Here is a 15634-nt window from a genome sequence, read left to right as displayed (position 1 = left end):
CCAATTATAATGATTTCTGTTAGTAATTGCGCGGTTTAATCATACTAAAATCAGTTGCATTAACTGATTGCTTATAATTAAACCATTTTTTAACTGCTCCGAGTTGTTTAGCGTACAAGTGTACGCTAAAGTACGGGGCAATTTCTAAGCAAAGATAAAGTGTTATGGAACCTAAAAATAGCTATACAAAAGAAGATTTGATCCTTTGTGGTCAAGGTGAAATGTTTGGTGAAGGAAATTGTCGTTTGCCAAGTGACAACATGTTAATGATGGATCGTATCATTTCAATTACCGATGACGGTGGTGAACATGGTAAAGGTCAAATAGTTGCAGAGCTAGATATCGACCCTAGCCTTTGGTTTTTCGACTGTCATTTTAAAGGCGACCCAGTAATGCCTGGTTGTTTAGGCTTAGATGCTATGTGGCAACTTGTGGGCTTTTTCTTAGGTTGGTCTGGTGGTCCTGGTCTTGGTCGTGCACTCGGTGTAGGTGAAGTTAAATTTACCGGTCAAATATTGCCAACAGCTAAAAAAGTAACCTACCGTCTAGACATGAAACGCGTTATTAAGCGTAAATTGTTTATGGGTATGGCTGATGGAACCGTAGAAGTAGATGGCCGCGTTATCTACGAAGCAAAAGATTTAAAGGTAGGCTTGTTCCAAGATACCAGCGCGTTTTAAGTTTAAAACACGCAACAAAAAGGCCTCCATTTGGAGGCCTTTTTGCTTTAATTCGTTATGAGTTTATGTTTTATACATATTGCGATTTTCTATTGCCTCGCGCCAACCACCAAGCCACTCAGACTTAGGATCAACTTGTTGATAAGGGCAGTGCTCTTTTGAGCGACCAGCTAAACCTGCTTTAAAACCTTGAGAATGAGCTCTTTCTAAACGATCTCTTTTCTGTCTCTTCATCGGTAAAATCCTCACCTTTATATTTATATTTTTGTAGCATAAAGTTCATCTACATTTAATAAATAGCCAACAAAAATGTTTAATTCAAACACAAAATACAATTAATTTGTTTGACTTTAACTAAGCTGCTGATGCAATGATAAATTAATTAAAAAAAATTTTATTGCTCAACTTTAACCAATTTAACTTTATTAAAATGTTCCGACATATCGGCTCAAAAACACATAAGTGTCATATTTGTGACTGGCAACATAAGCTAAAGTTCCTCATTAATTTGTAATCGAAAAATGAACAGATTTCGTTGTTTTAAAAAGATTGCAAATAAACACTTGATTATTTAAAACCGATCGGTCTAATATAAGTTATGAATAAAATATCAGCAGTTACAAATAGGCGTGGCCGCCCACCCAAAATAGCCAGAGACAACGCAGACACTAAAGCGTTGCTCCTTCGTGTGGGATTAGAAACCCTCACTGAGTTTGGTTTTAGTGCCACAGGGCTCGACACCATATTAAAAAAAGCCAAAGTCCCTAAGGGCTCGTTTTATCATTACTTTAAAAATAAAGAAGCATTTGGCTTAGCTTTGGTTGATGCGTACGACACGTTTTTTATAGCTAAACTTAAGTTTTATTTAGAGCAACCTGAAGTACCGCCCCTAGAACGCATTGTTAACTTTACCCAAAGTGCTATAGCTGGGATGCAAAAGTATGATTACAAACGCGGTTGTTTAGTAGGCAATTTAAACCAAGAACTCAATCATTTAAGTGACGAGTTTAAAATACGCCTAATGCAGAGTTACCATGTTTGGCAAGAACAGTTAACACAGTGTTTAGACTTGGCTCAACAGCAACACACTATTAAAACTGATATTGATACCACGCAAATGAGTGAATATTTTTGGATTGGTTGGGAAGGCGCTGTAATGCGAGCTAAACTAACACAATCAAGCAAGCCACTGACTTTATACACAGAAATGTTTTTACGCGCATTACTTAGGGTCTGTTGATCTTTCAAGGTTAAATTTGCAGCAGTCTGTTTGGTATTTAGGCAAGGCAGAGCCTATGTGGTGTGGTTATTCCCCATAAATAGGCGATAACGCAGCATCAATTCCAAACAGGCGCTGTCCTTTGGGTTCTGCCTAGGGGCGATTTACTCTTTGTTGCTCGGTTTTGACTTAGCCCACTAGGTTACAAACCTCGCGCCGCAATTAAACCGCCCCTAGTTTGAACAAATTTTAATCTGCAAAGGTCATCAGACCCTTGTTAATGCATTTTTTACTATTAATTTAAAGACGATCGGTCTAAAAGGAAATCTAATGAGCAATCCTATTAAAGCTATTGTTATAGATAAGCAAGACGACAACTACAGTGCCAATTTAAGCAGCATAAACAGTGACGATCTACCAAACGAAAATGTATTAATTGACGTACTGTACAGTACCCTAAATTACAAAGATGGCTTAGCCATTACTGGCAAAGGTCCTATAGTTCGCAGCTTTCCTATGGTACCTGGCATTGATTTAGTCGGTACAGTTACTAACAGCGACAGTGAAGAATTTAAAGCTGGTGATAAGGTTATTTTAAATGGCTTTGGTGTCGGCGAAAAACACTGGGGTGGCCTAGCCCAAAAAGCGGCTCTTAGCAGCGATTGGTTAATTCCCCTACCCGCCAACTTATCAGCTAAACAAGCTATGCAAATTGGTACTGCCGGTTATACGGCAATGCTAAGCGTAATTGCCCTTGAAAAACAAGGGATCACTCCTGACTCAGGTGAAGTGTTAGTCACCGGTGCTAATGGTGGCGTAGGCAGTTTTGCTATTTATTTACTAAGCCAGCTAGGTTATCAAGTAACCGCAGCAACAGGTCGCATGGAACAAGCTGACTATTTAAAATCATTAGGTGCAACTAATGTAATTGATAGGAACGAGTTTTCAAACCCAGGTAAACCACTGCAAAAAGAACGCTTTGCTGCTGCCATTGATTCTGTAGGTAGTCACACACTTGCTAATATTTGTGCCTCACTTAAATACGGTGGCGTAGTAACAGCTTGTGGGCTTGCACAAGGTATGGATTTACCAGCGTCTGTGGCGCCATTTATTTTACGTGGTATTTCTTTGATGGGTATTGATAGCGTAATGCGCCCTAAAGCGGATCGTGTTGAAGCATGGGCTCGTTTAGCATCCCTAGTTAGTAGCGATTACTTAGATAAAATTTCGACCGAAATCACACTTGATCAGGTTATTGAAAATGCCGAACAGCTCATGCAGGGCCAAATTCGTGGTCGTGTTGTGGTTAATTGTCAAAGTTAAGCATTTTTGCTATTAAACTCTCGTTATTAAATTTATAATGCTGTCCGTATTTTTAATAACGAGAGAGCACCTATGAGCAACCAAGAACTTTTCAGTAATAACCCACTGCAAGGCGTTAAATTAGAGCAAGTGGTTGAAGAACTGGTTGAGCAATATGGGTGGGAACTCCTACATGCCTACTTACAACTCAACTGCTTTAAAAATAACCCTGACATTAAATCTGCGGTTAAATTTTTACGTAAAACCGAGTGGGCACAACAAAAGGTAGATAATTTCTATTTGTATCGCCTAAAAAACTTACCACGTCCAGATGACGTACAATACGAACTGCCTCCACGAGACCGTATTATCCCTGAAGGCGATAAACCAGGTGAACCATGCGAGTTAAGCTTTTCTGATGCTAAGCGTATTCAAGAGAAAAAAGCAGCCAAGCAACGTGCCCGTACTCGTAAACAACGTTCAAATTCAAGTAACCCTTGGGGTAACTAAGCTAATTTCATAAAAGAGCTAACTTTATTGTTAGCTTTTTTTGTTTATTGAGGAAATTAATAGCCTCGGTGTTTCCAAAAATCATCTTCTGTTTTGGTCTGTTCATTAGTTAGATTAAATGTTTTATCCGCAATGACTTTTCCTGCTAATGATAAGGTCATACGCCAGTTACCTATTTTATCTTCTATAGGCTCCCACACGGTGTCGCCTAAATAAAACGACCAATCGTTATCTTTAACATATACATTCCCCTCAAAAGGCTGCATCACTTCGCCATCGGCATCTATAATACCGGGGTGATAAATACAATAATGTAGTTTTTCGCCTTTCGCTTTTTTGATATTTACTATTAGGCCAAATTCCACATCAATACACGCGGTTACCTTTGTGGTGAATTGCGTGATTTGTGGTAACGATTTACTGGCTTTGTCCCAGTTGGAATATATACCGTAACTTTCTAATGTAATTTGTGGTTTAGATTTTGCCATTTAACTTTCTATTTTTTCTTTCTATTGTTAAGCCACCAGCCTCAGCGAGTGACTTATTAATTAAGTAGTTGTTTTGGATTTTTAGGATAATAATTGCTGGGTTGCTGCTCGCATAAACTAAACTCGCGAGTATTTTTATACGGCAACTTCATAAAACCAGCGACCCCAACATCAGTAATATTAACCGCGTACTGCATGAGTTTATTTAGCAAACGTTTAAATTCAACTTCTTTACTAGCATCGAGCAATCGATAGTAATGGTGAATCTTCATCCTATCTGGTAGTGCTTCAAAAATAATACAACCCGTATGATGTATCTGGTTTAGCTCAAATACACATTTAATCACCTTTTTAGGCAGTTGCAGTTGCTCATCGGGATCTTTACCATCTTCAAAATATGAGTGCGGACGGGTTATATCGCTGGCTTTTACATTAACCACTTCATAGTCAAGTTCAGGTAACTGGTTAAATTTAAACGCACCGGTGCCATCGCGTTCTAGCTGAATCGTTTTACGGGCATCAAATAAACAACACTTAAATAAGCCCTTTTGACTAATCGCTTGTGCCAGCATTACAGTATTATTTACCGCATCAGTAAACGCGGTTGCTAAAGCTTCATCGTGCATGATAAGTGATGACTCAACATACAAAGAATCATCTTTCCAATGAAAACTCAGCCCCCCTACTACAGGGTATTTCGCTAAGCGACTAATTGACGCTAAAAACGCTTTTTCGGTATCCCCAGTATCAAACAAAAATTCTTTATAATACCTATCTAACTGGGCATCGTTTACATTGAGTAATTGCTGTTTATGGTCGGCTTGGCGTAAAAACTGTTTTCGGGAACTATATACAACGGTTTCGGGCTCAGGATCTTGGCTAAACCAAAAAGGAATGCGTGCTTTAGTGTCTTGCTTTGGTAGCTCTGGTAAAAATGCTTTTGCCATAGTTTCTATGTTACGCATAAAATAGTCGCCAGCTTTATCCCTTACACTACGCTCTTTTGAAAGCATGCCGTCAATTACATTCGCCAGCTCTTTAGGGAGCATTAAACTACTGGCCGGAATAGCCTGAGCGCCAAATCGACAAGACTGAGCCGATGCAAGTGCATACAAAGTTGATGCAACCCCCTGCTCATCAAAACGAGGGGATGACTTTTCACCAGACATTTGCGCATCACCTATAAAATAAACATCGCCCATTCGTGCGTTAGTGGTGCTTAAATCACCCGACATTAAATCCATAAAATTACTGGCAATAGGGTTGCCTTGTTCATCTACTTGGGCATATACCGAACTTCCCCAATCAACCAATGAAAGCTGCTTGGCTTTTTCATCCCACACCAAGTTAGAGGGTTTAATATCGCCATGCACAATAGGTTGTGGGCTTAATCCATTTTTATGATGGCGTAAATCAAGCAACACATTTCTCAATTTTACCGCTAAGTTCATTATTTTTGCAGCAGATAACCGCCCTTGCTTAAGTGATACTTTTTCAAGGTCTTCACCTACTGCACGGGCCATCATTAAAATGCCCTGTTTTTTAATCCGCTCAAAGCCATAAAATTTTGGTATTAGCGGATTATCAATTTGAGACAGCATATACGCTTCGTCTTCAAGGCGATCTCGTACACTTTGTGCCAGCGTTATTCTTGAAAATTTAAACACCCACGGCAGGCCATGTTCATCATCACCCGCAAAAACAAAGCCAAACGCACCAGAGCCAATCATTTCAACATTTTTATAACCAAGTAGTGTTAGCTGTTTAATACAAATGTTAAGCCATTGGCGATGCTTTTTGGCATCACGGTGCGATAACAAATAAACAGACTGTTCTTCGTTAATATAAAAGTTGCGAATTTCTTTTGCTTTCAATGCAGATTCTCTAGGTTGGTGGTTTAAAGCTGCGTAATGCCTTTATGTTTGATAGTAACGCGACCGTTATTTTTATTAAACCTTTAAGGTCACTTCCATTAGTCAAATTTATATTATTTACTAATGATTTTGACGTATATCGCTGATATTTGCGGTTTCACCGTATCCTACTTACCCATAACAGTCTAAATAGGGTAAAACACCCCTTTAAATTATTCTTAGGTTAAAAAATGAAACGTATTATAAAAGCCTCTTCAATCGCGCTTGCACTGGGTATGTGTATTAATGCACAAGCAGCAGACTTTAATTTTTCTACAAAAGTAGACAGCGACGCAAATACGCTGGTTGTATTTTATAGCCAAGATGGCAGCAACAGCCAATTTAAAACACTTGATAAACAATTCGATGGCCAATTACAACGTGTTATCGATATAGAAAACTTTACTGGCGATTACGCTAAAGTCGCGCAACTTGTAGCGCCTAGTAAAAGTAACTACAGCCGTATTTTGGTTGTAGGTACAGGTAAAGCAGACGAATTAAATAAAGCAAAAGCGGCTAAGTTAGGCGGTAATATTCATGCTCGCCTAGTTAAAGCTAAAGCGGGCACTGCCAGTGTTATTTTTGATGATGTTACGGGTGCAAACGACAACGCAGCACTTGCTGCTAATTTTGCCCACGGTGCAAACCTACGCGATCACCGTTTTGAAAACTACAAAAAAGAACCAAGCACTGAAACAGTTAGCTATACGTTTGATGTTGATAACACCAAGCAAACTCGCAAGCTTTACACTCAATTAGAGAGTATTCAAGCCGGTGTATTTTTAGCACGCGATTTAACCTCAGAAGTGGCTACAGAAATGACACCGGTTGATTTTGCCAATGCAGCAAAAGAATTAGCGTCGTTAGGTGTTACTATCAAAGTGTTAGAGCCTAAAGAACTAAAAGAGCTAGGCATGGGCGCATTAGAAGCTGTAGGTAGAGGTAGCCAGCAAGGTGCACGTTTAGTGGTAGCTCATTATAAAGGCTCTGACGATGCCCCTATTGCCCTTGTTGGTAAAGGTATTACGTTCGACTCAGGTGGTTACAGTATTAAAACCGGTGCGTCTATTGCACGTATGAAATCAGACATGGCTGGTGCTGCTGCAGTACTTGGTACTGTAAAAGCAATGGCGTTAGCTAAAGCAGATAAAAACGTAGTAGCCGTTATGGGCATGGCAGCTAATATGGTATCGAAGTTTGCTGTAGCTCCTGGCGATGTTGTTCGCACCGCTGAAGGCTTAAGTGTAGAAATTTTAAATACCGATGCTGAAGGTCGTTTAGTTCTAAGTGATGCAATGTGGTATGCACGTGAGCACTACAAGCCAGAGATCATGATTGATGTTGCAACCTTAACAGGTTCTAAAATTCGTGCTGTTGGTAATGAATACGCAGCGGTATTCTCTGATGATGACACGCTAGTATCGCAACTTACCCTTGCAGGTAAACAAGTAAACGAAAACCTATGGCGTTTACCGTTAGGTTATAAAGATATGTTGAAATCTGACATTGCCGATATAACAAATGTGGGCTCAGGTGGCCCTGGTGCAACCACAGCCGCTTCTTTCTTAGAGCATTTTGCTGGCGAAACCCGTTGGGTACATATCGATATCGCTGGTAATGCATTAGTGAAAAAAGGCAAAGATGAGCTTTCACCAGGTGGTACAGGTTTTGGTGTACGTTTACTAAGCGAATGGTTATTAGCTAACTAATCAGTATAAATTGATAATTAAAAGCGCCAAAATGGTTTACTGTTTTGGCGCTTTTTCGTGTATGAATAACGTGCTTATTTATACACATTATTTTATTTAATAATTTTGTATTGGTAGCAACAAAGCATATTGCTTTAACTGTGTTTAGCTGGTTTAGAGAGCATTAAAGTGGCAATAACAATTAAATTTCCCACATACCATAAATCTTTAATTACAAATTGCCCTAACCGTGCCAACAGCGTACTTGAGCTAAATGCGTTAGGGGCAGACAGTAAAAACGTTTGGGTCATTAAAAAAACGCTCAAGCATGCTAAACCACTAACTATAATTAGTTTTTTATTATTTAATAAAATACCAGCGCCTAGTAGTAGCGCAAATAATACATCAAACCCACCAATCACGTTCGACGCACCTTGCACGCTAAATAAACTATATAACCAAGACATAAAAGGCGAGGTTTCGACTAAGCCTACAATGGCCTTAGCTTCAAAATCGTAAAATTTCATACCGCCAATCCATAGCAAAACCATAGCCACAGGAATAAAGTTTAAAAGGACATGCTGTTTGTCGCTCATCTTATTTTTATAAAATAAAAATAAGTATAAAGGCACTACAGCAAAGTATTTAATTATTCCCTGCCCACTACCAATAATAGGAAAGCCCCCTAACTGAGTCATCCAGCGATTACTTGCTAATAAGGTTAGTAAAGGCAAAATACTAACAACAAGCGCTAGTATAAATGCTGAGGTTGGCTTTATTAATTTAAAATGTGCCAATAGGGTGACCACCACTAACATAATCATGGCTGTACCACTTAGTAGACCTAGCGTATTAGTATTTAATACGCTATCGAGCGCGTAAAAGCTAAATGTCGCAATTAGTGTGTTTGGATTTGCACCGAGCGCAAACGATACACCAAGTAGTATAAAACTAAGTGCAAGTAGAAAGGTAATTGCGTTATTTGCATATGTTAAGTTCATTGTGTGCCCTTTAAATCTTTAATGACTAACAAAGACCATATTTTTACAAAAAACAATTCAACTAACGCTAAATGATTTTATAAAATGTCTGCAGACAAGATTTTATCCAATTGACTACAGACCCCACTGGCTTCAATTGCAATGATATACACAGTTCATTATCCACAATAATAAAAATGTAATTTTACCATTGAAAGCACATAATTAAAGGTGAATGTTTTCTTTAGTTACAATGCTATGTTTCTACCGTAACCTGAAACCATTAGTTATTTTTTGTAGCTGTTTACTGAGCTGATCTAGCTCCATACTCGCAGCAGATACCTGATCAGCACCCGCTGCATTATCGATAGCTGCTTGTTTAATTGAATCGATACTGTGTGCTATTTCTTCAGACATGCTACTTTGTTCATTAGCTGCTGTTGCAATAATTTCAGCTCGGCGGGCTATATAATCTATTTGGTCAACACTATTTTTTAATAATTCTGCGCTTTGATTCGCTGTGGTAATCGTTGATTTTGTTTCATCAATTGATTTATGCATTCCGGTAACAGCTTGTTGTGTGCCCGCTTGTAATAGCTCAATCATATGCTCTATATCGGCTGTTGAGTTTTGTGTTTTTTTAGCAAGTTGTCTCACTTCATCCGCAACAACTGCAAAACCTCGACCATGTTCTCCTGCCCTAGCAGCTTCAATTGCAGCATTGAGTGCTAAAAGATTTGTTTGCTCAGCAACAGAACGAATTACCTCAAGTACTTTATTAATATTTTGTGCATTATCTTCTACACGTTTAATAACTAATTCAGCATTAGTGATGGTATTGTCAAGTGAGTGCATTTTTACGATAGTTTTCTGTAAATCAACATCCGCAGAGTGTGATGTTTCTCTTGCTCTAACACTTAAGTCGGCTACTGCACGAGCACTTTCGGAGACCTCTTCGATAGAGGAATTTGTTTGCGCTATGGCAGTCGCAACATGTTCGATGCTCGCATGTTGCTCTTGTAAGCTGGCATTTGATTGTGTACTGGCCGCGCTCGTTTGCGCAGCTGTAGATGCAAGCCTGTCAGTTACTTGAGATATTGTGCTTATTGTTTGATGCAAATAGGTATTCATTTTTGCCATAGCTCCGTATACACCAATCTTAGGTGTATCAGAACTAAACTCCTGACTAAGATCACCATTTGCGATACGTTTGCTGATCGTCTGCATTTGCGCAGGCTCACCGCCTAGAGGTTTAATTATAGAATGAGTAATTCCTAAAGCTGCAATAATTACAACAACCAAAGAAAGCAATGCAATAAGGCTTATAACCCAGTATAGAAAATAAATAGGGGCAAACGCTTCGGCCTCATCGATTTCTGCAAGTAAAACCCAGTTTAATTGTTCAAATTTAAAAGGTTTGTAGGCTGATAACACTGGATTACCGTTATAATCAATTATAATTTCAGTGTTAGTGTACCCCTGAAGTGCTTTTTGAACTGCAACAGTATCCACACCATTATCTTTTACATTACCAGCAAAACTTGCAATAACCGAGTGACCTTCTGGATCTAAGTATGAATCAGAGCGCATCAGTAAATCGTCACCTACTAGATATGATTCACCGGTTTCTCCCATCCCATCACGAGTTTGCATAATATTATTAATTGCATTAATTGATAATTGTAATGCGATTACTCCAACAATTTCATCATCAATAATTATTGGTTGACCAATAAATGCGGCTGGCTCGTCGTTACTCGGTGCATACTTCGAAAAATCAACCACTTCAAATGAGCGAGTTATCATTATTTTTTTAAAAAGAGTGGCTAAACCCGAAGTTTGATAGGGTCCTGTTGTAAGGCTGGTTAAATAATCGGCTTCTTTTGCGAAGGTGTAATCTATAAAGCCCGCTGGGCTAATAACAAATAAGTCATAATAACCTTTATCCGTTATAAACCCATCAAACCATGTATGATTTACTGTTGCAAGCTCTGATATTGAGAGATCAGAGTTATGCTTTGATTGGCTTTCCCAATTTTTTGTTAATAAGTTTAAATCTGTTTCTGTACCTTTGAAATAATCGTAAAGTTGCTTGCTTTTTATATGGCTTATTGATGAAAGCTGGTTATACGTTTGTTTCTCTAATCCTTGTGCAGATATATATAAAGATAATACAGAAATAATACCTGCTGGGAGTAAACCTAAAAGCAAAAATGAAAGTAATAACTTAATTTTAATGGGCATTCTTGTACCGATTCTAAATTTTGGACGCAAGATAATACATTAGCTTTTCTCTTTTTATAAGAATCTATGCACTATTATTGTAAATAAACGTTAATCCTTTTGTTATAAAAAAGGATTAAGAGCCTCAGCAACGTCCTTGACACGACATGGTCTCGTATAAGCTTAGAACGACTAGTTTCTATTTTGAAATTTACGGCGTGGCACCATGTTTTTTAAAGATTTTCATACTCACATATATGTTCTTGTATTGAAAATTTCTCAATGAGATTCACAGGCTATCTTTGACGCAACGCCTCATTAAGAGGCTAAAAATAAAGTGAAAAACAAATGCAGGGCCATATATAATAATCGCACTAAACAAATTTTTAATGACCCCACAGGCATTCACTGCGGTAGCCATGCAGAGAGCTTTTAATTACAAACCTATAAGCGCGATACCGGCGAGATATTGCATGATCTATCGGTGCCAATTATATGTAAATGGTAAACATTGGGGTGGGTTTAGAATTGGGTTTAAGAGTATTAAACATTAAAAAGGGAGACACTGTCTCCCTTTTTACTATTAACTTTTTTATTATTTAGGCAAACGCATTCGCGATACCGTATTATCAGCCAAAATATAATGGTGAAACAAAGCCGCAGCCGCATGTAAACCTATTACGTAATACCCCACTTCCCCTGCGGTTTCATGTATCTCTTTAATGCTTTTAGCAAGCTCATTGTTTTGAGCGGCCAATGCAGGCAACTCTAAGCCAAAAAACGGGATGGGTTTACCTGCTAAACTCAAAATTAACCAACCAGCTATAGGCATTGCAAACATAAACACATACAGCGCAATATGAACAAATGTAGCTAACTTATTTTGCCATTTTGCAGGCTCAGGGTGTATAGCAGGTGCTGCACCACCCACTAAACGCGCAGCTAACCTCACGCTAACTAAAGCTAGCAGCGATAAACCCAACATAAAGTGCCACATTTTAAAGGCATCACGTGTTTCAGTGCCCTTTTCGAATAATTCACGTAGTTCAATACTACCGTACACAGTAACAATTAAAATAAACATCAACCAATGCAAAGCAACAGAGAGTGTATTGTAATGAGTATCTGTATTTTTAAAATTCATAATACCTCCTAATAAACGCATTAAAGTTAAAAGCTCACTTATGCATATGAGTACATGTATACAGGCTAACCTTTAATCACTCACAGTTTAATGATCTGAAACATAAAATGAGTTACTAAGTCAGTTCAATGGTTTAATGATTCTGGAATTTAAGTATTAGTTACAATAACTGAGCAAGCTTAAAATAAACTTAAATAGTAGGAATAAAAAACGGCAACCTAAAGTTACCGTTTTAATAAATCAATGTGTTTAAAAGTAATATACAGCAGTAAATATAAGAACAATGAGGTCGTCTGGCTTTGAGTAACTAATACTTTTATAGATTGGGCTTTTGATGTCTGAAGTAAAGATTTACCGCATATAGTTCGACCAGCATAGTTTTTAAAAGCGCGCGAAGTATGGTAGTTGCCTTAGCGCGATTTTATTTATTGTCTACGCTTTGTTAGGTTATTGGTTCAACCGAGCCAGCTGCTTAAGGGCATGTTGATTATTCGGCAAAAATGCGAGTACTTTTTCGTAATTAGCTATCGCTTCTGGTTTATTTCCAAGTGCAGCATAGGTTTCACCTAAACTATCATAAGCATTTGCATTGTCGGGAAACAAATGAACATTTAGCTTAAATATCTCTAATGCCTTTGCTAGTTCATTTTTAGCCACATAGCGATAGCCCAAAAGATTAATTTCTTGCACATCAAACGCTGCACTTACTTTCATCTCATCCGCTAAAGTGATGGCTTGATTAAAGCCCTGTTTTTTAATCCCTTGGAAAAGTTTGAATAAGTCTTGTGACAACCCCCAACCATTTTCAGCTTTCATCTCAGGGTAATAAAAGCCAGCAATTTCATCAATAAAGAATATTGGCAAGCTTCCTAGCTTATTAGTTAATACAATGATGGTTAAGTTATCTTTTGGATAAATCACCATTGAATTAGCATCACCACCACTGGCACTTACTGCTGGATGCTGCTCTCGTCCAATTGTTTGCCAACCTAGAGCGTAACCATTTTCTAAATTGCTAAAACCTGCAGTTTGACCACTATTTAAACGCGTTGGTGACCACATTTCTTTAAGGTACTTCTCATCAAGGAGTTTTCGTTGTTGAAGCGCTATCGCGTAATTAGCAAGCTCAGTTGCGGTAGCACTCATACCCGCCGCAGTTCTAAAGAATGGGTCGAAAGTTATTTGTACCGTCTTTAGCTTTCCTTGATTGCCAGCAACGTAAGGACGAGCTTGATTAGGGACAATAGATTCAGTATGAGCAAAACCTGCAGCCAAAGTTATGGGCATATCTAGTTTAGCCAACTGATTTTTCTGAATATAATTAGAAAAAGGCTGACCCGATAACTTATCAATAATTTTACCTAACAAAATGTAACCTGTTTGGTTGTACTCAAAGCGGCTATTGGTTTCATAACGCATTGGTAAAGTAAGTACTTCTTGCCACGCAGGATCTGGCTGACCATTAGAAATTAAATCAACCCAATGACCATTTAATATTTTAGGTAAACCAGAAGTATGGCTTAGCAGCTGACGGATAGTTAGCGGTTGCCATGCTTTAGGCAAATCATCTAAATGCTTTGAAATCGGATCGTTAACCGATAACTTGTTTTCAGCGGCAAGTTGCATAATTGCAACGCCAGTAAAAGCTTTAGTCATCGAAAAAATAGGAAAAGGGGTATGGTTTTGTACCGTGATCTGGTCTTGTAAGTTCGACAGGCCGTAACTGGCTTTTTTTATCAGCCTATTGTCTTTCACGATTGCCAGTTGTAATCCTGGAATATTAGCTGTGCGCATTTTCTCTAGTAAAAAGTCATCTATTTCATCGGCCTTTACCTGTGGTAGTAGGCTGGTAAGTAATAATGTGCTTAATGATAAAATGTGTAAGCTGCAACGAATGTTTTTCCTAAACATTGGAACGCGTTTTCCTTAATTGTAATAGTTTAGATAGAATACCTTTTATAAATAAAAATATTCAAAGGTAAATATATGGCTCGAAGTTAGTTATACATTTATACTCGAGTATCAGCGCTTATAGTTTAGCAAAATAAGCATTAAAGACAATTGCTTAGATTTTTATACTAAGCAATGTTTTAAAGCGACAGCCACTTTAGTGAACGAAAAAAATGCTAATATCAGTTCTCGGTGTTTAAGCGTCACAACGAAGAAACTTTAACGCCAGTCATTTGCAGCTCACCATTTGGCCTTGTCAAAATAAAGCGCGGGCTGACCATCTGCAAATTACTATGTATTAAGTTTAAAAACTGGATCCCCCCAGTTTGAGTGCTTCTTCCTGTTGTGTCTTCGCCAACCAATGGCGCAATTGAAAAATCTTGTAGGGTGTTAGCAAACACAATTGCTGACGAATAAGTGTAAGCCCCTATTTTTACAGCAACATCCCCGGTAAAAAAGTTAGCAAGATCAGGTTCTGGCTGTATAAAACGAGTGTTTTCACCAGACTCAATTTCACCTACTATTTGGCCTGGATCACGATACTTTAACAACACCTTAGAGCGATAATGGGAAAAGTGACGATATGGTACATCCGTTATATACGCATAATTCCTGCCATCCAAAAGTCATCATCGCCACCGCCATTATTACTGATATCAATTATTAGGTGCTTTATGTTTTTTTCTGTTAGCTGAGTAAAAGTGGCGTCCATAAAGGCAAGGTATTGCTTAAAATCAGGCCATGAAAATGAATTAACTGTAAGGGTTGCCGTCTCACCTGTGTACTCAACATTAAAAGTATCTACAAATGAGCGTTCAACCATGCTTTGTGGCAAAGTTTTGCTCGCAGCTAGCGTGAGCTCTTCATCTGCTAAGGTAATGCTAAATTGTTCTGAGTAACCAAACGTTAAATATAATAAACGATGAAATTGACGTGCTAATACTTCTTGTCTAAATTCATCAGTATCACCATGTGTGCGGCGTAATAACTGAGCTACGACTTGCTCATATGGCACGCCATTAATCGCCTTTATTTGCTGCTCAGCATAGCCACTCTTGGTACCGCCTGTGTTAGATTTTATATAAAGTTGCTGGTTTACAATCGCAACTTCAAATGGAAAAAGCCCCACGCCACCATTGACCCATTTACGCCATTGCGACGTAGAAGCATGCCCTACTTTTAAATGCCCATCAGCCAATGTTGAATTTAATACCGCTAAACGGGCCCATAATTCCCGCACGCTAAGTTCATCGGTAATAGCTGCGGTTATAGTATTCAGTTGCAAGTAAAAAGCATCAATGTCGGCCACACTGTGTTTTAAATCAGGGTGCGTACTGTGCAGCCATTGTGACCACTGCGCAACATCTCGCTTTGCTTGTTGAGGTGTGATTATTTGTTCAAAAGGTAAGTTAGTAGCTTGCACGGGCTTAATACCCGCAAAGCTAACTAATACCAATAATGCTATATTTAAAACCTGCTTTAAGTAGTTCATACAAAACCTTTATTATTTGCTTTAAAACTTAGTCGCAAAAACTGT

At 38.4% G+C, this 15634-nt stretch carries 14 protein-coding genes and 1 pseudogene; 6 read left to right on the top strand and 9 right to left on the bottom strand.

From position 1 onward, the window contains the following. Positions 1–164: 164 nt before the first annotated feature. Positions 165–680 carry a bifunctional 3-hydroxydecanoyl-ACP dehydratase/trans-2-decenoyl-ACP isomerase gene (fabA, locus tag P3J6_RS12300; RefSeq protein ID WP_010389976.1) on the top strand — a complete coding sequence of 172 codons (516 nt, stop codon included), beginning with the start codon at positions 165–167 and terminating at the stop codon, positions 678–680. Positions 681–743: 63 nt separating this feature from the next. Here fabA and rmf read toward each other — a convergent pair whose 3' ends face one another. Beyond that, positions 744–914, bottom strand: coding sequence for a ribosome modulation factor (gene rmf, locus P3J6_RS12295; protein WP_008114656.1), 171 nt, complete (start codon positions 912–914; stop codon positions 744–746). Positions 915–1278: 364 nt separating this feature from the next. Between rmf and acuR the strand changes: the two genes are divergently transcribed. From acuR to P3J6_RS12280, 3 genes are all read left to right on the top strand, one after another. Then, a complete protein-coding gene (gene acuR / locus P3J6_RS12290) occupies positions 1279–1920 on the top strand; it encodes an acrylate utilization transcriptional regulator AcuR (RefSeq protein ID WP_198523161.1) in 642 nt (213 codons plus the stop codon). 309 nt (positions 1921–2229) lie between these two features. Further along, positions 2230–3222 carry an acrylyl-CoA reductase (NADPH) gene (acuI, locus tag P3J6_RS12285; RefSeq protein ID WP_198523160.1) on the top strand — a complete coding sequence of 331 codons (993 nt, stop codon included), beginning with the start codon at positions 2230–2232 and terminating at the stop codon, positions 3220–3222. Between the two features lie 72 nt (positions 3223–3294). Then, complete coding sequence (locus tag P3J6_RS12280) at positions 3295–3711, top strand: VF530 family DNA-binding protein (RefSeq protein WP_008114664.1); 417 nt, start codon at positions 3295–3297, stop codon at positions 3709–3711. A 56-nt stretch (positions 3712–3767) separates the two neighbouring features. Here P3J6_RS12280 and P3J6_RS12275 read toward each other — a convergent pair whose 3' ends face one another. Next, positions 3768–4199, bottom strand: coding sequence for a DUF3859 domain-containing protein (locus tag P3J6_RS12275; RefSeq protein WP_010389971.1), 432 nt, complete (start codon positions 4197–4199; stop codon positions 3768–3770). 56 nt (positions 4200–4255) lie between these two features. Continuing rightward, a complete protein-coding gene (locus P3J6_RS12270) occupies positions 4256–6073 on the bottom strand; it encodes a protein kinase domain-containing protein (RefSeq protein ID WP_198523159.1) in 1818 nt (605 codons plus the stop codon). 230 nt (positions 6074–6303) lie between these two features. Here P3J6_RS12270 and P3J6_RS12265 point away from each other — a divergent pair, with 230 nt between their 5' ends. Next, positions 6304–7821, top strand: a complete 1518-nt coding sequence (locus P3J6_RS12265; protein ID WP_198523158.1) for a leucyl aminopeptidase — start codon at positions 6304–6306, stop codon at positions 7819–7821. Positions 7822–7955: 134 nt separating this feature from the next. Here the strand turns inward: P3J6_RS12265 and P3J6_RS12260 are convergent, their stop codons facing one another. Together P3J6_RS12260 and P3J6_RS12255 are read right to left on the bottom strand one after the other, a co-directional pair. Beyond that, complete coding sequence (locus tag P3J6_RS12260; protein ID WP_198523157.1) at positions 7956–8801, bottom strand: DUF417 family protein; 846 nt, start codon at positions 8799–8801, stop codon at positions 7956–7958. Positions 8802–9044: 243 nt separating this feature from the next. Continuing rightward, a complete protein-coding gene (locus tag P3J6_RS12255) occupies positions 9045–11024 on the bottom strand; it encodes a methyl-accepting chemotaxis protein (RefSeq protein ID WP_198523156.1) in 1980 nt (659 codons plus the stop codon). Positions 11025–11367: 343 nt separating this feature from the next. On the opposite strand from P3J6_RS12255, the pseudogene P3J6_RS12250 reads away from it, so the two are divergent. Further along, positions 11368–11557: pseudogene (locus P3J6_RS12250) on the top strand (methyl-accepting chemotaxis protein); the annotation flags it as partial. A gap of 41 nt (positions 11558–11598) precedes the next feature. Here P3J6_RS12250 and P3J6_RS12245 read toward each other — a convergent pair. The 4 genes from P3J6_RS12245 to P3J6_RS18915 all read right to left on the bottom strand — a co-directional run bounded on the left by P3J6_RS12245 (position 11599) and on the right by P3J6_RS18915 (position 15589). After that, positions 11599–12147 (bottom strand): cytochrome b, encoded by a 549-nt coding sequence (locus P3J6_RS12245; protein WP_198523155.1) that lies wholly within the window; start codon positions 12145–12147, stop codon positions 11599–11601. Between the two features lie 447 nt (positions 12148–12594). Beyond that, a complete protein-coding gene (locus P3J6_RS12240) occupies positions 12595–14058 on the bottom strand; it encodes a serine hydrolase domain-containing protein (protein ID WP_198523154.1) in 1464 nt (487 codons plus the stop codon). Positions 14059–14300: 242 nt separating this feature from the next. Then, positions 14301–14648, bottom strand: a complete 348-nt coding sequence (locus tag P3J6_RS12235; RefSeq protein ID WP_198523153.1) for a S41 family peptidase — start codon at positions 14646–14648, stop codon at positions 14301–14303. Between the two features lie 44 nt (positions 14649–14692). Further along, positions 14693–15589, bottom strand: coding sequence for a S41 family peptidase (locus P3J6_RS18915; RefSeq protein ID WP_198523152.1), 897 nt, complete (start codon positions 15587–15589; stop codon positions 14693–14695). Between the last annotated feature and the right edge of the window lie 45 nt (positions 15590–15634).

Origin of the sequence: Pseudoalteromonas sp. 3J6, from assembly GCF_903995135.1 — a bacterium.
Classification (GTDB): domain Bacteria; phylum Pseudomonadota; class Gammaproteobacteria; order Enterobacterales; family Alteromonadaceae; genus Pseudoalteromonas.
This window is presented reverse-complemented; position numbering and strand designations above follow the sequence as displayed.